The organism is Streptomyces sp. NPDC057099 (assembly GCF_042671245.1).
Lineage (GTDB): Bacteria > Actinomycetota > Actinomycetes > Streptomycetales > Streptomycetaceae > Streptomyces > Streptomyces purpurascens.
Genome location: NZ_JBHUTX010000008.1, coordinates 150,574 through 170,285 on the forward strand (window position 1 = coordinate 150,574; position 19,712 = coordinate 170,285).

At 72.4% G+C, this 19,712-nt stretch carries 18 protein-coding genes; 4 read left to right on the plus strand and 14 right to left on the minus strand.

Going from position 1 to position 19,712, the window contains the following annotated elements; all coding sequences use genetic code 11:
* Genes ACFT4A_RS14165 through ACFT4A_RS14175 form a run of 3 tightly spaced genes read right to left on the minus strand, consistent with a single transcriptional unit; the run spans position 1 to position 3,706 of the window.
* The gene (locus tag ACFT4A_RS14165) at positions 1-984 is read right to left on the minus strand and encodes an ABC transporter permease (RefSeq protein WP_382829427.1); all 984 of its coding nucleotides are present in this window, start codon (positions 982-984) and stop codon (positions 1-3) included.
* Positions 981-2,687, minus strand: a complete 1,707-nt coding sequence (locus ACFT4A_RS14170; protein WP_382829429.1) for a sugar ABC transporter ATP-binding protein — start codon at positions 2,685-2,687, stop codon at positions 981-983. The genes ACFT4A_RS14165 and ACFT4A_RS14170 overlap by 4 nt, the downstream gene beginning before the upstream one ends.
* An 8-nt stretch (positions 2,688-2,695) precedes the next feature.
* Positions 2,696-3,706: a sugar ABC transporter substrate-binding protein gene (locus ACFT4A_RS14175; protein ID WP_382829431.1), complete on the minus strand. Its 1,011-nt coding sequence runs from the start codon at positions 3,704-3,706 to the stop codon at positions 2,696-2,698.
* A 228-nt stretch (positions 3,707-3,934) separates the two neighbouring features.
* Between ACFT4A_RS14175 and ACFT4A_RS14180 the strand changes: the two genes are divergently transcribed.
* Positions 3,935-4,966: a response regulator transcription factor gene (locus ACFT4A_RS14180; protein ID WP_382829433.1), complete on the plus strand. Its 1,032-nt coding sequence runs from the start codon at positions 3,935-3,937 to the stop codon at positions 4,964-4,966.
* Between the two features lie 15 nt (positions 4,967-4,981).
* On the opposite strand, the gene ACFT4A_RS14185 is transcribed toward ACFT4A_RS14180, so the two are convergent.
* The gene (locus ACFT4A_RS14185; RefSeq protein WP_382829435.1) at positions 4,982-5,923 is read right to left on the minus strand and encodes a TIGR03619 family F420-dependent LLM class oxidoreductase; all 942 of its coding nucleotides are present in this window, start codon (positions 5,921-5,923) and stop codon (positions 4,982-4,984) included.
* 119 nt (positions 5,924-6,042) lie between these two features.
* On the opposite strand from ACFT4A_RS14185, the gene ACFT4A_RS14190 reads away from it, so the two are divergent.
* A complete protein-coding gene (locus tag ACFT4A_RS14190; RefSeq protein WP_382829736.1) occupies positions 6,043-6,615 on the plus strand; it encodes a MarR family winged helix-turn-helix transcriptional regulator in 573 nt (190 codons plus the stop codon).
* A 14-nt stretch (positions 6,616-6,629) separates the two neighbouring features.
* On the opposite strand, the gene ACFT4A_RS14195 is transcribed toward ACFT4A_RS14190, so the two are convergent.
* From ACFT4A_RS14195 to ACFT4A_RS14240, 10 genes are all read right to left on the minus strand, one after another.
* Positions 6,630-7,322, minus strand: a complete 693-nt coding sequence (locus tag ACFT4A_RS14195; RefSeq protein WP_382829438.1) for a gamma-glutamyl-gamma-aminobutyrate hydrolase family protein — start codon at positions 7,320-7,322, stop codon at positions 6,630-6,632.
* Positions 7,319-8,809, minus strand: coding sequence for an aldehyde dehydrogenase (locus ACFT4A_RS14200; protein WP_382829440.1), 1,491 nt, complete (start codon positions 8,807-8,809; stop codon positions 7,319-7,321). The genes ACFT4A_RS14195 and ACFT4A_RS14200 overlap by 4 nt, the downstream gene beginning before the upstream one ends.
* Positions 8,810-8,833: 24 nt before the next feature.
* Positions 8,834-10,291 carry an APC family permease gene (locus ACFT4A_RS14205; protein WP_382829442.1) on the minus strand — a complete coding sequence of 486 codons (1,458 nt, stop codon included), beginning with the start codon at positions 10,289-10,291 and terminating at the stop codon, positions 8,834-8,836.
* A 157-nt stretch (positions 10,292-10,448) separates the two neighbouring features.
* Positions 10,449-11,051, minus strand: coding sequence for a TetR/AcrR family transcriptional regulator (locus ACFT4A_RS14210; RefSeq protein ID WP_382829444.1), 603 nt, complete (start codon positions 11,049-11,051; stop codon positions 10,449-10,451).
* A 79-nt stretch (positions 11,052-11,130) separates the two neighbouring features.
* On the minus strand, positions 11,131-11,976 hold the full coding sequence (locus ACFT4A_RS14215) for a fumarylacetoacetate hydrolase family protein (protein WP_382829446.1): 846 nt from the start codon (positions 11,974-11,976) through the stop codon (positions 11,131-11,133).
* Entirely contained in the window at positions 11,969-12,889 is a 921-nt protein-coding gene (locus ACFT4A_RS14220) for a 3,4-dihydroxyphenylacetate 2,3-dioxygenase (RefSeq protein ID WP_382829449.1), read from the minus strand. The genes ACFT4A_RS14215 and ACFT4A_RS14220 overlap by 8 nt, the downstream gene beginning before the upstream one ends.
* Complete coding sequence (locus ACFT4A_RS14225) at positions 12,882-14,345, minus strand: aldehyde dehydrogenase (protein WP_382829450.1); 1,464 nt, start codon at positions 14,343-14,345, stop codon at positions 12,882-12,884. The genes ACFT4A_RS14220 and ACFT4A_RS14225 overlap by 8 nt, the downstream gene beginning before the upstream one ends.
* A 97-nt stretch (positions 14,346-14,442) precedes the next feature.
* Complete coding sequence (locus ACFT4A_RS14230) at positions 14,443-15,252, minus strand: acetoacetate decarboxylase family protein (protein ID WP_382829453.1); 810 nt, start codon at positions 15,250-15,252, stop codon at positions 14,443-14,445.
* Complete coding sequence (locus tag ACFT4A_RS14235; protein WP_382829455.1) at positions 15,249-16,460, minus strand: NAD(P)/FAD-dependent oxidoreductase; 1,212 nt, start codon at positions 16,458-16,460, stop codon at positions 15,249-15,251. Before ACFT4A_RS14235 ends, ACFT4A_RS14230 begins: the two co-directional genes overlap by 4 nt.
* Before the next feature lies 1 nt (position 16,461).
* Positions 16,462-16,650, minus strand: coding sequence for a ferredoxin (locus ACFT4A_RS14240; RefSeq protein ID WP_189722078.1), 189 nt, complete (start codon positions 16,648-16,650; stop codon positions 16,462-16,464).
* 339 nt (positions 16,651-16,989) lie between these two features.
* Between ACFT4A_RS14240 and ACFT4A_RS14245 the strand changes: the two genes are divergently transcribed.
* Entirely contained in the window at positions 16,990-18,339 is a 1,350-nt protein-coding gene (locus tag ACFT4A_RS14245; RefSeq protein WP_382829457.1) for a glutamine synthetase family protein, read from the plus strand.
* Between the two features lie 29 nt (positions 18,340-18,368).
* Positions 18,369-19,655 carry a cytochrome P450 gene (locus ACFT4A_RS14250; RefSeq protein ID WP_382829460.1) on the plus strand — a complete coding sequence of 429 codons (1,287 nt, stop codon included), beginning with the start codon at positions 18,369-18,371 and terminating at the stop codon, positions 19,653-19,655.
* Positions 19,656-19,712: the final 57 nt, after the last annotated feature.

Below are 19,712 nucleotides of genomic sequence, written 5' to 3' on the forward strand. Positions count from 1 at the left end.
TCAGCGCCCCGTGCGGGGTGCGAAGTACGCGAGGGCCGCGCCGGCGACCAGCGCGACGCCCTGGGCCATCTGCTGCCAGAACGTCGGGACGTTCAGCAGGGTCAGGCCGTTCTGCAGGCCGCCGAGGAAGAGAACGCCGAGCAGGACGCCGAGGATCGAGCCGGTGCCGCCGGTGAGGGCGACTCCGCCGAGCAGCACCGCGGTGAGCACGGTCAGTTCGAACCCGGCCCCGGAGGTTCCGGCGACCACGCTGTCCAGCACCGACGCCTTGACGGCCCCGGCCAGGGCGGCGGCCACGCCGGTGACGACGAACAGCGCGAACGGGGTCCGGCGGATCTGGATGCCGGAGAGGTGGGCGGCCTCCCGGTTGACGCCGATGGCGAAGACATGGCGTCCGGCCGGGGTGAGCGCCAGGAAGAGCGTGCCCGCGGCCAGCACCAGCGCCGCGATGACGACCGGCGCCGCGACCCCGGCGATGCGCGCCCCGCCGATCCAGGCGAACCCGGAGCCGAAGCCGCTCAGCGGCAGCGGGAACAGCTGCTGTGCCAGGCCTCGTACGGCGGTCAGCATCCCGAGGGTGACGATGAACGCGGACAGGCCGAAGTAGCAGCACAGGACGCCGTTCACCGCCCCCACCACCGCCCCGGCGGCGAGCGCCCCCAGCAGGGCGACGGCGGGTGACTGGTGGTGCTGTCCGGCCAGCCAGCCCGCGACCAGCCCGCCGAGGGCGACCGTGGAGCCGACCGACAGATCGAGGTAGCCGCTGATGACGAGCAGGGCCAGCGGGACGGCGACGATGGCGAGCGTGGCGGCGTCGGTGGCGATGCCGCTCAGGTTGGCCGGGTCGAGGAAGCTGCCCGTGGTCAGCTGGAAGACCAGCACCATCACGACGAGCACGACGAGGAGCGGGTTGCGGCGTACGGTGTCCAGCCCGCCCGTGGCCAGGATTCGGGGGCGCGTGAGGACGGGGTCGGCGGTGGTCATGCTGCTCCTTCGGCGGACAGGGGGGTGTGGACGGCCGACAGCAGGGCCTGTTCGGTGAGTTCGGCACCCGAGAGTTCGCCGGCGATCCGTCCTCCGGCGACGATCAGGCAGCGGTCGGCGAGCGCCACGATCTCCTCGGGGTCGCTGGAGGCGAACAGCACGGCGGTGCCGCGCTCGGCGGCGAGGGACGACACGACCCGGTAGATCTCCTGCCGGGCCCCCACGTCCACGCCCTGCGTCGGCTCGTCCAACAGCAGCACGTCGACCTGCCGGGCCTCGTTGATCCACCGTCCGAGGACCAGCTTCTGCTGGTTGCCGCCGGAGAACGCGCCCGCCGGCAGCCCGGGCCGGGCCGGACGCAATCCCACCGCCGAGGCCAGTGCCTCGAACACCCGGCGCTCGGTGCGCAACGCCCGTACGCCGTGGCGGGACAGGGGCCGGACGGACGGCAGCAGCGTGTTGTCCTGCGCGGACAGCGACGGGAACAGGCCCTGGGCGCGCCGGTCCGCCGGTACGAGGGCGATCCCGGCGGCGAGTCCGTCGGCCGGGCGGGCCGGGGCGACGGTACGGTCACCGACCCTGATCGTTCCGGCGGTGGCGCGGCGCCTGCCGTAGAGCGTCTCCAGAATGCGGGTCCGGCCGGAGCCGATGAGCCCGAACAGGCCGACGCGTTCGCCTGCGGCGACGGTGACATCGACGGGGCCGAAGCCGGGGCCGCGCAAGGCTTGGACGACGAGCCGGGCCGGGGGCGAGGTGCGCCGGGAGCCGGGGACGTCAGGGGTCGGCGTGTACGCGGGGTCGCGCCCGTCTCGGCTGGGAGTGCGCCGTGGTTCATGGGCGTCCGAACCGGGCCCGCGCCCCGGCGCACGCGCATCCGAACCGGGCCCGCGCCGCGGCTCCTGGGCCTCCCGGGCGGGCCCGTGCGGCGGCGCGGGCACGTCCGTGGCCGCCGCGCGGCCAAGCCCAGGCGCGTCCCCCGGCAGCCTGCCCGCGATCGCCGCGACCAGTTCGGCCCGGGTCTGCCCGGCCACCGTGCCCTGGTGCGCGACCCGTCCGTCGCGCAGGACCGTCACCGCGTCCGCGAGCCGTTCGACCTCCGCCAGCAGGTGGGTGACGTAGACGATGGCGAGCCCCTGGGTGCGCAGGTCCTCGACCCGTTCGGCCAGGGCGTCGGTCTCCGCCCCGGACAGGGCGGCCGTGGGCTCGTCGAGGACCAGGACGGAGGCGCTGCGGCTGAGGGCCTTGGCGATCTCGACCAACTGCCGCTGGCCCATGGGCAGATCGCCCACCCGGTCCCGCGGGGAGCACCGGGCCGCGACCCGCTCCAGCAGCCCGGCGGCGACGTCCTCCTGGGCGCGCCGGTCGATGCGGCCGTACCGGGTCCACTCCTGGCCGAGGAAGATGTTCTCCGCCACGGTCAGAGCGTCGACCACGCTGAGCGTCTGGAAGATGATCGCCACGCCGGCCGCGATCGACTCGCGGGGGCTGAGACGGGTGTGGGTCGTCCCGCCCACCTCGATGGTGCCGGCGTCGGGCGGGAAGGCGCCGCCCAGGCACTTGATGAGGGTGGACTTGCCGGCGCCGTTGTGGCCGAGCAGGGCGTGCACCTGGCCGGCGGGGACGGTGAGGTCCACGCCGTCCAGGGCCCGGACTCCGCCGAACGACTTGGTCAGGCCGCGGATGCGGAGGTTCGTGGTCGTCATCGCGGGGCCTAGGCGTTCTGTGCGAGCAGTTTGTCGATCTCGGCGCCGTCCCCGCGCTGGACCAGCGTGATCGGCACCTGGGCGCTGGGGTTCGCCTTGCCCGCGGCGACCGCGCGCGGCACCTCGACGACGGCGGCGGCGATGTCCTTCGGCGCCAGGGCCGCGGAGGCCCGGTAGAAGGTGCCCTGTTTGACGGCGAGGAGCGAGGGCGCGGCCCCGTCCTGGCCACCGACGAAGGTCTTCGCGTCGTCCTTCCCCCGGCCCGTCTGCTGCAGTGCCTTGAACCCGCCGTACGCGGCGGCGTCGGTGACACCGAGGACGAGGTTGAGGTCGGGGTGCTTGGCGAGGATCGCCTTCGTCTTGGACAGGCCCGTGTCCGGGTCGATGGCCTGTTCCCGGGCCACGACGTCGACGCCCGGCGCCAGCTCGGTGAAGGCGTCGATCATGCCCTTGGTGCGTTCGCGGCCCAGCTCGATGGTGCTGTCGGTGAGGAAGGCGATCTTGCCCTTGCCGCCGAGGTGTTCCTCGGCCCACTTCGCCGCGGCCTCGCCGAGCAGGGTGCCGCCCTCGCGGAAGCTGAACCGGATGTCGGCGCTCTGGTGCCGCAGGGAGCCGCCGTAGGTCACCCAGATCAGTCCGGCGTCCAGGGCCGCCTCGGCGATGGGCTCGGCGGCCTCGAAGACCATCGGGAAGGACACGATGGCCGGGACCTTGCGGGCGACCCAGGTGCGGAGGTTGCTCGCCTGGGTGTCGGCACTGGCGTTGTCGCTGGTCGTGAGCAGCGAGATGCCGTGCCGCTTGGCCTGGGCGGTGGAGAGCTTCACCAGCGTGGAGTAGAGCGGTAGCTGGGTGAAGGGGTAGTCGAGGCCGATCTTCGTCAGGGGGGTACCGCCGGAGGACGAGGGTTTGGCCGAGGCGGCCGTGTTCTGCGGTGCCGAGCATCCGGCCGCCGCCAGGGCGGTGGCGGCGGAGAGGGCGAGGAAGTGTCTGCGCGAGGCGGCGTACGACGGTGAGGTCATGGCAGGGGCTCTCCGAGGGGCGGGCCCGACTGGAGCGGGCGTCCGGCTGTGCCGAACAGGAAAGACCCGCCGGGCCCGCCGCACCATCCGTACAAATACCGACTGCCGGCGGCGACGGACGGAACACCGGGCCGCGCGCGCGTCGGTGAACACCTTGTCGGGCACGGACCGGAGCCCTATCGTTAGGCCCCAAACGACATTATCGCCCGAGCCGCCCGGAGGCTCGCCATGCCCAGCCACCACCAGATCGCGGCAGCCGCCCGCATCGGCATGCTCACCCGCGAGCGCGACACCGCGTCGGCCTCCGCGCAGGCCCTGCGCGAACTCGCCCGCGCCCTGCCGCTGGACGCCGCGACCCTGCTCACGATCGACCCGCTGACCGGCTCCCATGTGCAGGTCGCGAGCATCGGCTACACCGCCGCGGCCTCGCAGTCCCTGGCCGGTGAGTTCGTCGGGACGCCCTGGTACCGCAACGTCGTACGGCTGGAGCTGCCGCCGTCCATCTCGCAGGACGCGGAGGATCCCGAGGACGCCGGACCGCGCTTCCGGCAGGGCTGGTTCTACGCCGAGCGCGTCCGCCCGGCCGGTTTCCGGGACGGCGTGACGGGAGCGCTGCGGCACCGGGGCCGTCTGGTGGGCCTGGTCCATCTCTCCACCGAGAGCGCGGACGCCTACGACACCGACGCCCGGCTGCTGCTGGCCTCCGTGATCCCCGCCCTGGCCGCGTTCGCCGACCCGCTGGCGCACGCCGGTGACCTGCACGGTCTGGCCGAGGAGGACGCGGCGAGCCTGGTCACCGGCGACGGCGGGGTGATCGACCTGCCCGGACGGGACCGGCCCCTCGTACTGCGGGACGACGGGCCCTTCCGCGCGCTGCTGGACGCCTTCACGGGCACGGGCGGGCGGCGGCTGCGGCTGCTGTGGCCGGCCGGTGGCGGCTGGCGGCGAGTGACCCTGCACCGGCACCCGCCGGGCCCCGGTCTCGCGTCGGAGGCGGTACTGGTGCACGAGACGCCCACGGAGCTGCCGTACGGGCTGAGCCCCCGGGAGCTGGAGGTGCTCACCCGGGCGGCCACGGGGCAGACCAACCAGGCCATCGCGCAGGCGCTGTTCCTGTCCCCGCGGACGGTGCACAGCCATGTCGAGCATCTGCTGCGCAAGACCGGCTGCGCCTCCCGCGCCGAGGCCACCGCGCTCGCGGTCCGGGACGGGCTGCTGCGGCCGGACCCGGATCACCTCGCGCGCTTCGTCGAGCGGTGATCCGGGCCCCGGCCGTCACGAGGTCAGGGACTCGACGCGCCGCATGACCTCGCGGCAGAACGCCCCGACCCCGTCGGGGTCGTCGATGAACTGGTTCGGCTTGATACAGAACGTGGTGAAGCCCTGCTCCAGTTGCTCAGGGATCACCGAGAGCGCCGCGCCGAGGTCGGCCGGTGAGCGGTCGTCGGGGAAGACGGCCTGGGTGCCGCCGATCATCTCCAGACCGGCGATGTCCCGCCCGGCGGCGGCCATCGACTCCTTCAGCGTCTGGAGGTCCTCTGGCGTGGGACGGCCGAGCGGGTGGAAGCCGTGGCCGTACCGCACCAGGCGGCGCAGGACGGGTCCGTGCAGGCGCTGTCCGCCGAACCAGAGCCGGGGGCCGTCCGGGCGGTGGGCCTTGGGCTCGAACCAGACGTCCTGGAAGGGGTAGTGCGGTCCCTCGTGGGACAGCGGGGACGGGCCCCAGGCCTTCGCCCAGACCTCCAGATGCTCGTCGAGGAGCCGTCCCCGCCGGGCGAAGGGCACACCGAGGGCGTCGTACTCGTCCCTGCTCCAGCTGACCGTGGGCTGCACGACGAGCCGTCCCTCGCTGAGGAGGTCGAGGGTGCCGAGCTCACGGGCGAGCAGCAGCGGGTGGCGCAGTGGGGCGAGAACGGCCGCGGCGGCGAGGCGCAGCCGGGAGGTGACGGAGGCGATGGCGGCGAGCAGCAGCAGGGAATTGGGCCAGGGGGTGTGCGGGTCCTGGTTGCCCGGGAGGGCGTAGTCGCGGGGGTTGCCCATGATGCCGGCGGCCGCCGCGTCGGGGCCGAGGACGATGTGCTCGCTGACCATGACGGCGTCGAAGCCGGTGTCCTCGGCCTCGCGGGCCCAGCGGACGGCGGCGGGCAGATCGGCCCGGCCCCCGGTCAGGGTCCAGTTCTCGCTGAGGACAAGGAGCATGCGGGGAGGGTTGGGCATGTCGGTTTTCCCTTTCATCTCCGTACAATTTGAGCCCGAACGATGGGGTGGCGATGATGAGCCGCCCGTGCGTGACGCGTCGCGACCAGAAGAAGCGTGACCAGACGAAGGAGCCGCCCGTGCCGGGCCACCGATCCATCACCGAGGCCGAGAAGCTCGCAGCGGCGAAGCTCGGCGGTTTTCCGATCCGCCGGGAGCAGATGGCGGCGGTGGCGAACATCTACCGGGCCGCGTCCGCGGTGCGGCAGCACCTGGAGAACTCGGTGCTGCGCGGTTCGGACCTGACCTGGACGGCCTTCGTGGTGCTGTGGGTGGTCTGGGTGTGGGGCGAGTCGGAGACCCGGCACGTGGCGGAGGAGGCGGGGATCTCCAAGGGCACGCTGACGGGGGTGGTGCGCACGCTGGAGTCGCGGGGCCTGCTGCGGCGGGCGGACCACCCGAGCGACGGGCGGCTGGTGCTGCTGAGCCTCACGGAGGAGGGCGACGCGTTCATGCGGCGGGTCTTCCCGGCGTTCAACGACGAGGAGGCCTTCGTGACGGCCCGGCTCAGCGACGCGGAGTGCCGCAGCCTCGCCGAGGGGCTGCGCAGTGTCGTGCTGCAGGTGGAGGAGCAGGGCGAGGAGCGGAGGCAGTCGTTGCTGGGCGGTGCCGAGCCCACTCCCCGGCGCAGCGGGCGGCGGCCCCGGGCCTGAATCCCGCGGCGGCGTCACCGGGCGGCGGCCCGTACGAGCGCGTCGAACAGGCCCTGCTGGGCGGGGTCTTCGTGGGCGGTGTCCTCGGGGTGCCACTGGACGGCCGCGAACCAGCCCTGGGAGCCAGGGAGTTCGAGGGCCTCGATGGTGCCGTCGGCCGCCCGGGCCGTGACGCGCAGGCCGGTGCCCAGGCGGTCGACGCGCTGGTGGTGGTAGCAGGACGCGTCGGTCTTCTCGGCGGCGGTGGCGCGGGCGACGACCGAGTCCGGCTCCAGGGTGACGGGGTGCATCAGGTGCCGGTGTTCGCGCTCGGGGCCACCCATGTCCTGCTCCAGGGTGCCGCCGAGGGCCACGTTGACGACCTGGAGGCCGCGGCAGATCGCGAGCAGGGGCAGGCCCGAGTCCAGGGCGTGGCGGGCGACGTCGAGGTCGAAGCCGTCCTGGAGGGTGTCGACGTCGTAGACGGTGTCGTGCGTGTGGGCGGCGCCGTAGCGGGCGGGGGCGAGGTCGCCGCCGCCGGGGAGCAGGACGCCGTCGAAGCGGGCGAGCCGGGCTGCGGTGCCGCTGTCCGCCGGGTGGATGCTCGCCGGTTCGCCGCCGGCCCGCCAGACGGCCTCGATCAGGGCACGAGCGGTGACCTCGGCGGCGTGGCGGAGGGCGGAGGTCCGTGCGGAGAACCGGGCGGGGACGGCGATCAGCGGCCTCACAGCTGGATCCAGGTGGTCTTGAGCTCGGTGTACTTCTCCAGCGCGTGGGCGGACTTGTCGCGGCCGTTGCCCGACTGCTTCATGCCGCCGAAGGGCACGGTCAGGTCGCCCTCCTCGTAGCAGTTGACCCAGACCGTGCCGGCCCGCAGCCGGCGGGAGACCTGGTGGGCGGTGGACAGGTCGGAGGTCCACAGGCCGGCGGCGAGACCGTACTCGGTGGCGTTGGCCAGGCGGACCGCCTCGTCGAGATCGTCGAAGGCGAGCACGGACAGGACGGGGCCGAAGATCTCCTCCCGGGCCAGTCGCGAGCCGGGATCGACCTGGTCGAGGACGGTCGGCTCCAGGTACGTCCCGCCCGTCTCGGCGAGGACCCGTTCGCCGCCGATGCGCAGACGGGCGCCCTCGTCGACGCCGCGCCGCACGTGGTCGTGCACGCGGTCCAGGTGCGCCCGTCCGACCAGCGCGCCCATCTCCGTCTCCGGGTCGAGGGGGTCGCCGACCCGCAGCTCCCGGGCCCGCCGGACGACGGCCTCGGTGACGCGCTCGGCGATCGAGGAGTGCACGAGCAGCCGGGAGGGGGCCGTGCACATCTCGCCCTGGTTGAAGAAGATGCCCCAGGCGGCCGTGGCGGCGGCCTGGTCGAGGTCGGGGGCGTCGGGCAGGACGATGTTGGGCGACTTGCCGCCGAGTTCCAGCCAGACCCGCTTCAGGTTGGAGTCGGCGGCGTAGCGCAGGAAGTGGCGTCCGACGGCGGTGGAGCCGGTGAAGGCCAGGACGTCGACGCCGGGATGGAGCCCGAGGGCCCGGCCGGCCGTCGGTCCGTCGCCGCCCACGACGTTGAGCACGCCCGGCGGCAGCCCGGCCTCGGTCGCGAGTCGGCCCAGGAGCAGGGCGGAGAGCGGGGAGTGCTCGGAGGGTTTCAGGACGACCGTGCAGCCGGCCGCCAGTGCGGGGGCGATCTTCCAGCCGGCCAGGGTCAGCGGGAAGTTCCAGGGGACGACCGCCCCGACCACCCCGGCGGCCTCCCGGGTGACCAGGGCGAGGGCGTCCGGGGCGGTGTGCAGGGACTCGTCGGTGAGCTTGTCCGCGAGCTGGCCGTACCAGCGGAAGGTGTTGACGACGGCGCGCAGTTCGATGCCGTCGGCGTCCGAGATGGGTTTGCCCATCTCCAGGCTGACGGCCAACGCCAGTTCCTCGCGCCGCTCGTCGAGCAGGTCGGCGAGGTGGAGCAGGGCCCGGCCGCGCTCGGCGGGCGCCAGGCGCGGCCAGGGGCCGGTGTCGAAGGCCCGCCGGGCGGCGGCGACGGCCGCGTCCACCTCGGCGGTGCCCGCGTCGGCGACCTCGGCGATGACCCGGCCGTCCCGCGGGGACACGACCGGGAACGTCGCCCCGCTCCCGGGTTCGTCGGCGCCGTCGAGGTGATGGGCGCCGGAGAGCTGGAACGCCTTGGCGCGGCGCAGCCACTCGTCGTGGGTGACGGCCGGCATGGAACCTCCTTGGGGTTTCCCTGATCAGGTCGATGGGTCGGCGGACGGTTTGCGCACCCGCGCGGCCGCGATGCCCAGCGCCATGACCACCGGCACCGACAACGTGAGCCACAGAGCCGTGGTGCGCTCACCGCCGATGAGGGTGGTGAAGTTGGCGAGGATGAGCCAGATCGCCCCGGCGATGCCGAGCGCGCCCAGGAGGGGTGCGATCAAGGTGTTCCAGGGGCGGGCGTCGAGGCGTTCGCGGCGGAAGAAGACGACGACGGACACCGACGTCAGCAGGTACAGCAGCATCATCGCCAGGACGGCGACCCCGCTGAACCAGGAGAACAGCGTGAGCACCGGGTCCTTGCCCGCCAGCGCGAAGGGGAGCACGAGGAGGACGGCCAGGACGGTCTGGACGCACCCCGCCGTCCAGGGGGCGTGGCGGCGGTTGAGCCCGCACAGCCGGCGTGGCAGCAGCCGGTCGCGGCCGAGCGAGAACAGATAGCGGTTGGCGGAGTTGTGGAAGGTGAGGATGCCGGCGAAGAGCGAGGTGGCGAGCAGGATCGGCAGTACGTCGCCCACCCAGCCGCCGAACTCGGCCGCGATGGGCGCGAAGACGAACCCGGCCCCGTCGCCGCCCTCCAGGGCCTTGCCCGCGGCCGCGGTGGCCTGGGAGGCGCCGTAGGAGGAGATGATCATCCAGGAGGTCAGGGCGAAGAAGCCGGTGACGACGGCGACCGCGAGATATGTGGCCCGCGGCACGGTCTTCTTCGGCTCGCGGGCCTCCTCGCCGTAGATCGCGGTGGCCTCGAAGCCGAACATCGATGCCACGGCGAACATCACGGCCACGCCCGGCGCTCCGTCCAGGGCGGCGGACGGGGAGAAGCTGTCGGCGAGGCCGAGCCCCTCGGGGCCGCCGCCCTTGACGAGGGTGACCAGGGCGAAGACGGCGAGGATGCTGAACTCCGCCAGGACGAAGACGGCCAGCACCTTGGCGCCCATCTCGACACCGGCCGCCCCCAGCGCCTGGACGACGGCCATGGTGGCCAGAGTCCAGACCCACCACGGCAGGTCGAGGCCGGTGTGGCTCGCGACCAGGCCGCTCACGATGGCTCCGTAGAGCCCATACATGGCGGCCTGGATGGTGCAGTAGGCGAAGAGCGCGAGGCCCGCGCTGCCGGTGCCGGTGGTCCGGCCCAGGCCCTTGCCGATGTAGGTGTAGAAGGCGCCCGCGTCCACGACATGGCGGCCCATGGCGACGAAGCCCACCGAGAACAGCAGGATCACCAGGCCCGCCACCAGATAGGCGGCGGGCACGCCGGGCCCGTTGCCGAGCGCCACGGCGATGGGGGCCGCGCCGGCGATGCCGGTGAGCGGGGCCTGGGCGGACAGGACGAAGAAGAGGATGCCCAGGACGCCGAGGGCGTCGGGCTTGAGCGTGCCTGCGGTGGGCGCGTCCGGTTTCGCCGTGTGCGGGGAGACCGTCTGACTGTCCACTCGGATCACCTGCCAGAGGGAGGAAGGATCGTTTCAGGCCAAACGAGTTGCCTCATCGTGGGGCGGAACTATCCGTTTGGCAAGGGGTGAGGGACGAGGAATTCCAGGGCTTCGGGGCCGAGGCGGCGCGGGAGAGACGTGGAGAGGCGCCGAGAGGTCAGGCCTCGTCGCCCCGCCGCTCGGCGAGCAGCCGCAGCACCGAGCGCAGCTCGTCGAGAGCCGCGTCGATGACCTCGCGCTCGCCGAAGACCAGCTGGTGCAGGACGAGTCCCTCCAGCGTGGCGAAGACCATCCGGGACAGGCCCTCGTCGACCGGTCCGGGCAGCATCTGGGTGAGTTCGCGCCGGGTCGCGTCGAAGTACTCCTCGTACAGCGACCGCAGGTGGGCCAGGAGCTCGGGGCGGCGCCGGGACTCCAGCAGCAGTTCGTACTGGAACGCCTGGAGGTCGGGCCCCGCCTCCACCATGTCCGTCAGGCCCACCGAGAAGTCGGCGGCCTTGCCCGTGCCGGGCTCCAGGGCGCTGCTGTTCAGGGAGGAGCGGATGGCGTGGGTGAGGGCTTCCTCGATCAGGGCGTCGCGGGAGCCGAAGTGGTGCACGACCAGGCCGTGGGTGACACCGGCCTCCTCCGCGACCGCCCGGTAGGTGAGCCTGCGCAGCCCGCCCCGGGCGACGACCCGCACGGCGGCCTCCAGCAGGGCCTCGCGGCCCGTGCCGTAGTTCACGCGCTTGCGGGGGCGGCGGCCGGCGGGCTCGGTCATGCCCGCGACCCTACCCGGGCCGTCCCGATCGGCGACGGGGCCGGTCCTCCCGGCGGCGACACCGCGTCCGGTCCCCGCCTCAGCGACGCGGCGGCCGGATGCCACGGAACTCCCAGTCGCCGCCGAGCGCGGTCGACAGCACCTCCTCCGACTCGGTGGGCTGGGCACCCACGTCCGTGCGGACGGCGGTCGGCCCGGTCACGATGTGGTTGGTGAGCCGCCCCAGCCCTTCCACCTCCACCTCGACCACGTCTCCCGGCTGGACGGGACGCGAGTTGGCCGGGGTGCCGGACAGCAGGACGTCCCCGGGGTACAGGGTGATGGTGCGGGCGATGTCGGCGACGAGGTAGTGCATGTCCCACGTCATCTCGTCGGTGGAGCCGTCCTGCACGACCTCCCCGTTGACGTAGGTCCGCAGCCGCTTGCCGTGGAACTCCCAGTCGGTGACGAGACCGGGGCCGAGCGGGCAGAGGGTGTCGGAGCCCTTGACGCGGAGCATGGAGCCGGCGTCGGTGTCGCGGAAGTCGTGCAGCCCGTAGTCGTTGGCGACGGTGTAGCCGGCGATGTACTCCCCCGCCTCGGCCGGGGCGATGTTCCGCGCGGTCCGCCCGATGACGATGGCGACCTCGCCCTCGTAGTTGAGCCACTTGCAGCCCTCGGGCCGGACGATCGCGCCCTGGTGGGCGTTGAGGGCGGAGGTCGGCTTGTGGAAATACGTAGGCGTGTCGGGCAGGCCGATCTGAAACTCGTCGACCCGGCTGCGGTGGTTGAGGTGGACGGCGATGACCTTGGACGGCACGACCGGCGGCAGATGCCGGGCGTCCTCGGTCTTGACGCGGCGGCCGTCCCCGGCGACGAGTTCGTCACCGTCGACGGTGACCTGGACGGCGGCGCCGTCGAGGAGGATACGGCGGTACTCAGGCATGTGCGGACTCCTGCGCGGGGGTGTGGTCTGCGGTCCAGCCGTCGGCCGGGCGGTCGAACCAGAGATGGACCTGGCCGGTGCCGACGGAGTTCTCGTACGCGCCGTACTGGCGGGCCCGGGCGACACAGGCCTGCTCGCCGAGGGCGCCGGCCAGCATCAGGTAGTGGAAGAACTTCGCCTCGGGCTTGTACCGCCAGAACTCGTCCATGGTGTCGAGGACCTTGTCGTGACGGCCCTCCTTGAACCAGGCGATCCGCTCCTGGTCGGCCTCGCGCGCCTCGGGCGTACGGATGTGGCGGGGGTCGCTGGCCTCGTGGTCGCGCAGTTCGCGCAGGGGCCAGAAGGTGTGCGACAGGGCGCCGGAGGCGATGACCAGGACCCGTCTCCCCGGGGTGGCGGCGATCCCGTCGGCCAAGGCCCGCCCGAGCCGCAGATGGTCCTCCATGTCGCCGGTCTGGCAGACACCGATGGTGACCCAGCGCTTGTCGGGCAGGCCCTCGCCCAGGTACTTCCAGAGGTTGAGGGTGGCGTAGTAGATCGGCAGGTACGCGTCGTCGATCGGGGTGATCCAGGTGCCGTGCCGGTCGGCGAACTCGGCCACGTTGTGGGCGAGTTCGGGGTCACCCGGGAAGTCGTACGGCATCCTGCACATGCCGCGCGGCAGTTCCTCGGAGGTGAACAGGCCCGCGCGCCGCTCCTGCGCGGTGACGACGAACTCGACGGTGGTCGCCCAGTGGGAGTCGAGCACGACCACGGTGTCGTAGTCGTCACGCTCGAAGACGTCCCCGCGGAGCTCCCGGAGCCCGGTCACGAGGGTGATCTCCTTGCCCTCGTTGAGGTCCCGGCGTTCCGTCTCGGGCAGCACGATGGTGGGGACGTGGGCGAGCAGCCCGGCCCCGACGATCTCACCCATGGTCCTGGTTCCATCCCTTCGGGGCGGTGACGGTGTTCTTCAGGTCGCAGTAGAAGTCGAAGCTCCAGGTACCGCCCTCACGGCCGACACCGGACTGCCGGGAGCCGCCGAAGGGCGCCTGGAGGTCGCGCACGAAGAAGCAGTTGACCCAGACCGTGCCCGCGACGAGCCGCGCGGTGACCCGCTCGGCACGGTCGCGGTCGCCGGTGGCGACGGTGGCGGCCAGCCCGAAGCGGGTGTCGTTGGCGAGCCGGACGGCCTCGTCCTCGCCCGCGAAGGTCTGGAGGGTCAGGACCGGCCCGAAGACCTCCTCCTGCACGATCTCGGAGTCCTGGGCGACATCGGTGAGCAGGGTCGGCAGGTAGTACTGCCCGTCCTTCCGATGCCCTCCGATGAGGGCCCGCGCCCCGGCCGCGACGGCCCGCTGCACGAACCCGTCGATCTTCTCCAGCTGGCGGGGGTGGATGGTGGGCCCGATGTCGGTGGCCTCGTCCCTCGGGTCGCCCTGTGCCAGAGCCGTGGCCTTCTCGACGAACCGTCGGGTGAACTCGTCGGCGACCGTCTCCTCGACCAGCAGCCGGGTGCCCGCCAGACAGACCTGCCCGGCGTTGTCGTACTGCTCGACGGCCAGGTCGACGGCCAGCTCGAGATCGGCGTCGGCGAACACCAACAGCGGTGACTTCCCTCCGAGTTCAAGACTCAGGGGGGTGAGCTGCGCGGCGGCCGACTCCGCGATCCGCTTCGCCGTCGGCACGGACCCCGTGAAGCTGATCCTGCGTACGTCCGGGTGCGAGGTCAGGGCGTCCCCGATCTCCGAGCCGAACCCCTGCACGACATTCAGCACCCCGGCCGGCAGCCCCGCCTCGGCCGCGATGTCGGCCAGCAGGGAGGCGGTCAGCGGGGACCACTCCGCCGGCTTGAGAACGACGGTGTTGCCTGCGGCGAGGGCCGGCGCGACCTTCCAGGTGGCCAGCATCAGGGGTGCGTTCCACGGGGTGATCAGCACGCAGGGACCTGCCGGATCCCATGAGACGTGATTGGTGTGCCCCCGCGTCTCGAAGTCCTCGTGATCGAGCGACAGCAACCAGTCGGCGAAGAACCGGAAGTTGTGCGCGACGCGGGGCATCACGCCCCGGCGATGCGAGCGCAGAAGGGCGCCGTTGTCGGTCGTCTCGACGATCGCCAGCTCTTCGATCCGCTTCTCGACGCCATCGGCTATGGCGTGGAGGAGGCGGGCGCGTTCGGTTCGGGGGGTGGCGGCCCATTCCGGGAAGGCGTCCCGGGCGGCAGCGACCGCGGCTTCAGCCTCAGCGGGCCCGCCCCGGGCGATCTCGCCGAGGAGGTTGCCGTCGATCGGAGAGTGGTCGGCAAAAGTGCCGGCGGAGGCGACGCGCTCGCCGCCGATCCAGTGCCGGGTGTCGACGGAGACACCGGCGACAGTGATCTTGTCAGGCATGAGAAGAGTTCCATTCAGAAGAGGGGCTGTTGCAGGTCCTCAGGGGCGCGGGGAACTGCGCGAACAACCACGACGGACCCGCACCCACCCACAAACCTCACTCGGCACACGCTCCGGACGTACCGACCTCAAGCAGCCGCCCTCCGTCCCAGACCACCCCGACCTGCCGGAAATACGCAGCGATCGGCTCACGCACCTCCAGCCGCGCCAACTCCTCCGTAGGCGCCTCGAACAACTCCAACTCCGCATCGCCGACCCACGGCCGCCCACCCTCGAACGAAGCCGCCCCGGACTCGATCAGCTCGTCAAGAGCCAGCCCCTTGCCCTCGATCGACGGCAACCACCGGTGATGAGCCATGGGATGCCCGTTGACGAAGCCGCCGCTCTCAGACGGCTCCCGCAGCGTCACCACGGCCTGAGCCAACCGCCGGTCCGCCGCGGCCAGCGTCGCCCCGAACCGCGCCCCCGCCTCGATCCGCGGCGCGGGCCCGTACGGATGCGGCCGCGTCTGATGGATGGACCCGAGCTTCTTCGGATACCCCTGGTGCAGCCCCCGCGCGATCGCGAAGTCCTTGTCCACCCAGATGTAGACGCACCGCGAGTAGATCCGCCCGCGGAACCCGCACCGCACGACCGCGAACGCCTCCTTGTACTGCGCCCGCACAGGATCGAGCAGCTCCTCCCCCGCCCCCGAGCACGACTGCCAGTCCGCCCAGATCAGGGCGACGGCCCCCGGATCCTCGTCGGCCAACTCCAAGGGCTCGGGCAGCAGTTCACGCACCCGGGACGGATCCGTCCGGTACTCGACGGTCAGCAGGTCTCCGGAGTAGCGCCACGGCGGCGCGGGAATCAGCGACGAGGCACCGCTCGCCGTCTTGGGGTGGAAGTAACCCTGAACAACGGTCACTTGAGGGCTCCTTGCACAGTGAGGGCGGGCTGCTTCAGCAGCTCGGCGCGATGACGGGCGGCGGCACGGCCGACGGCCGGTCCGCCGAGCGCGACGACACCGACCAGCAGTCCGTCGCGGTGGTAGCCGGCCAGGACGTCCCCCGACGGATCGCCGTCGAGGACCCGGACGTCACCGAGCCCCAGGACGGGCGCGCCGAAGGACTGGAGCCGGAAGTCGTGCTGGTCGCTCCAGAAGGTGGGCAGCGGCGCGAAGGGCGCCAGCCCGGCCACGCCGCCGACCAGCACCTTCGCGGCATGCTTCGCCGAGTCGGCCGGGACGGACCAGTGCTCGACCCGGCGCGGCACACCGTCGTAGCGGGCATTGGGAAAGCGGGCGACATCGCCGACGGCGACGACGTCCGGACGGCCACCGACCCGCAAGTGCTCGTCGGTGAGCACGCCGTCGCTCAGATCGAGTCCGTTGCCGCCCAGCCACTCGGTATTGGCGACCGAGCCGACGGACTCCACCACCACATCGGCGGGAAGCACGGAGCCGTCGCCCAGGACGACACCGGTGACGCGGTCCCGCCCCTCGAATCCGGCGACACCCGCGCCGAGCGCGAAGCGGACCCCGTGCTCCTCGTGCCGCCGCAGCAGCGCGCGGGCGAGCAGCTCGCCGAGCGGCCCGACCATCGGCAGGGGCAGCGGGTCGACCACGGTCACCTCGGACGCGCCCAGCCCGACGGCCGTCGCGGCGACCTCGCAGCCGATGAAGCCCGCACCGACCACGACCACCCGCACCCCGGGCCGGGTGAGTTCGCGCCGCAGGGCCTGGGCGTCGTCGATCGTGCGGACGGTGTGGCGGCCGGTGAGCGGCCCGGGGCAGCGCAGCCGCCGGGGCCGCATGCCGGTGGCGACGACCAGGCCGTCGTAGGAGAGCACCGAGCCGTCGTCGAGTTCGACGGTCCGCTCGGCGAGCCGGGCCGCGACCGCCTTCGTGCCCAGCCGCCACTCCACGTCCGCGACGGACGCCTTCGGGGTGAAGGCCAGCGAGGTGAAGGCCGCCTTGCCGGCGAGGACCTCCTTGGACAGCGGGGGCCGGTTGTAGGGCGGGTGCGGCTCGTCGCCGAGCACCGTGATGCCGCCGGTCCAGCCGGCGGTGCGCAGCTGCTCGGCCGCCCGCAGGCCGCCCAGGGAGGCGCCTGCCACGACGATGCGCCCGCTCATGTCAGTCCTCGATCCGGATGGCCTGGAGCGGGCAGACGTCCGCGGCCTCCTCGACCTCGTCGCGCAGCGCGTCGTCGGGGTCGGGGACGTAGGCCAGGCGGCCGGCGTCGTCCATGTGGAAGACGTCGGGGGCCGCGAAGACGCACTGGCCGTGGTCCTGGCATTTGTTCATGTCGACGACGACCTTCATGGCCGGTCCTCCTGAATGTGAGGGCGTCGAAGGGGAGGGAAAAGGGGCCCGGCCGGAAGGGCCGGACCCCGGCCAACGGGGTGCGATCGAACGCGCCCCGAACTCGTTTGGCTTCAAACAAGGTAGGCAGGGGCAGGGGTCTGGTCAATAGCTATCCGGATGGATAAATTCTTGCCCCCGCCCCCTTGCGGCACCCCTCACCCAGCCCTACCGTTTGGCATCAAACAAAGCACCGGGCGGTCCCTGGCTCCGCCGCGCCCGGCCTGCTCGCTCTCCCGCCACCCGCCTCCCCGGCCCCGTGCCCCGGAGGTGTCCCGACGTCCGCCCGAGGAGACAACGGTGAGCGCTCACGACCTTGAAGAAGTCCGCCGCCACATGGAGCGGCTCGCCGCCGACGGCATCGACGTGGTCCGGGTGACCTATCCCGACCTCATCGGCACCGACCGGGCTCGTGACGTGTTGCTCGAGGAGCTGCCCCGGGCCTGCGCGCACGGTCTCGCGTTCTGCCGGGCCGTCTACCACACCAGCCCGCAGGGCGACGTGGTCCCGGTCAGCGGCGGGCTGGACGCGGGGCTGCCGGACATCTGCGTACGGCCGGACCTCGGCACGCTGGTGCCCCTGCCCTGGGAGCCGGGGGTGGCCGCCTGTCTGGGCGAGGTCGTCGACCCGGCGACCGGCGCCCCCGCCCCGGAGTCGCCCCGCGACCTGCTGCGCGCCGTCCTCGCCCGGTGTGCCGAGCACGGGCTGCGGCCGGTGGTCGGGCCCGAGCTGGAGTACTTCCTGTGCGATCCGGACCCGTCCGGCGGCTGGCGCCGCTACGCGCCCGACCCGGGCGTCGTCTACACCGCCGGGCTGCGCGCCGACCCCGACAACCACCTGCTGCGCACCCTGCGCCACGTCCGCGATCTGAGGATCGGGGTGATCAGCGGCAACCACGAGTTCGACGGCGGACAGATCGAGATCAACCTGGCGCACTCCGACGCCCTCTCGGCCGCCGACCGGTCCTTCCGCTTCAAGGCGGCGATCAAGGAACTGGCCCGTAAAGAGGGCCGACTGGCCACCTTCATGGCCAAGCCCTTCAACGACGCGGGCGGCTCCGGCTTCCACCTCCACCTCTCGGGCGAGGACGACCAGGGCGGCAACACGTTCGACGACCCGTCGGGCGCGTACGGACTGTCCGCCGTCGCCCGGCACGCCGTGGCCGGTGTCCTCGCCCACGCGCCGGCCCTGGCCGCGCTGCTCAACCCCACCGTCAACTCGTACAAGCGCTTCGGCCCGGACACCCTCGCGCCCTGGCTGATCGACTGGGGGCTGGACAACCGCAGCGCCATGGTGCGCATCCCGCCCGAGCGCGGCTCGGGTGCCCGGCTCGAACTGCGGCTGGGCGACGCGAGCGCCAACCCCTATCTGGCGATCGCCGCCACGACGGCCGCCGCCCTCCTGGGCGTCCTGGCCGGCGAGGAGCCGCCCGCCCCGCTGGAGGGCTACGGCTACGACACCGCCCGGTCCGCCGTCCTGCCGCAGACCCTGTCCGCCGCGCTCGACGCGCTGGAGGCGGACACCGCCCTGACCGACCTGCTCGGCAAGGGCTTCACCACCTCCTTCCTCTCCTACAAGCGCGACGAGGTCGAACGCTTCCACCGGCACGTCACCGACTGGGAGTTCACCGAGTACGCCTACCACCTGTGACGCCCCCTGCGACGCCGAGGAGCTGTTCGATGACCACCGAGACCCCGACCGACGCCCTGCGCGAGCCGCTTCCCCTGGCCGATGTGAACCTCGCCGACCTGGACCGTTTCACGGACGGTGTCACGCCCTGGCGGATGTTCCACACCCTGCGTCACCAGGACCCCGTGCACTGGCAGCCCGAGGAGGCGCCCAACTCCGGTTTCTGGGCGGTGACCCGGCACCAGGACATCGTCCGGGTCGACCGCGACCCGGAGACGTTCACCTCCACGAGGTTCGTCAACCTGGAGGAGGTCGACGACGACCAGATCAAGAAACGCGCCTCGATCCTCGAACTGGACGGGGTCCGGCACCGGGCGCTGCGCAGCCTGATCCAGCGGCAGTTCGGCGCGAACGTGATCAGCGGCTACACCGACTTCCTGCGCGGACTGACGGCACGGACCCTCGACGCCGCCCTCGCCAAGGGCCGCTTCGACTTCGTCGAGGACGTCTCGGCGGACTTCCCGATCAACGTCCTGGCCCGGCTGCTGGACGTGCCCCCGGAGGACAACCAGCGGCTGATCGACTGGGGCAACCGCATCATCGGCCACACCGACCCCGACTACGCGGACGTCCTGCTGCACAGCGAGGAGAGCGAGCGGTACCGCGATCTGCCGTTCCGCTCCCCCGCCTCACTGGAGGTCTTCGAGTACGGCCGGGAGCTGGCGCGCCGGCGGCGCGGCGGCGACGGCACCGACCTGGTCTCCCGGCTGGTCAACACCACCCCCCGGGACGGTGTGCCGCTCTCCCCGCAGGACTTCGACAACTACTTCCTGCTCCTGGTCGTCGCCGGCAACGAGACCACCCGGCACACCATCTCCCACTCGATGCTGGCCCTGATCCAGCACCCCGAGCAGCTGGCCCGCCTCCAGGAGGACCCCTCGCTGATCCCGGTCGCGGTGGAGGAGTTCCTGCGCTGGTCCTCCCCCGTCTACCACTTCCGCCGCACCGCCACGCGCGACGTCGAGCTGGGCGGCAGGCTGGTCAGGGAGGGCGACAAGGTCGTGATGTGGTTCGCCTCCGGCAACCGCGACGAGGAGGTCTTCGGCGATCCGTACGCCTTCGACGTCACGCGCGCCGACAACGACCACGTCACCTTCGGCAAGGGCAGTCCCCATCTGTGCCTGGGCAATCTGCTCGCGCGCACCGAGATCCGGATCATGTTCGAGGAGCTGATCCCGCGCCTCGCGGACGTCCGCCTGGCCGGTGACGTGCCGCGGGTGCGGTCCAATTTCGTCAACGGCATCAAGAGGCTGCCGGTGGAGGTCGCGCTGACCTGAATCCGCGGACGGCCGGGCGGTGACTCCCCGCCGGACATGCACAGCCGCGCGGTCGGC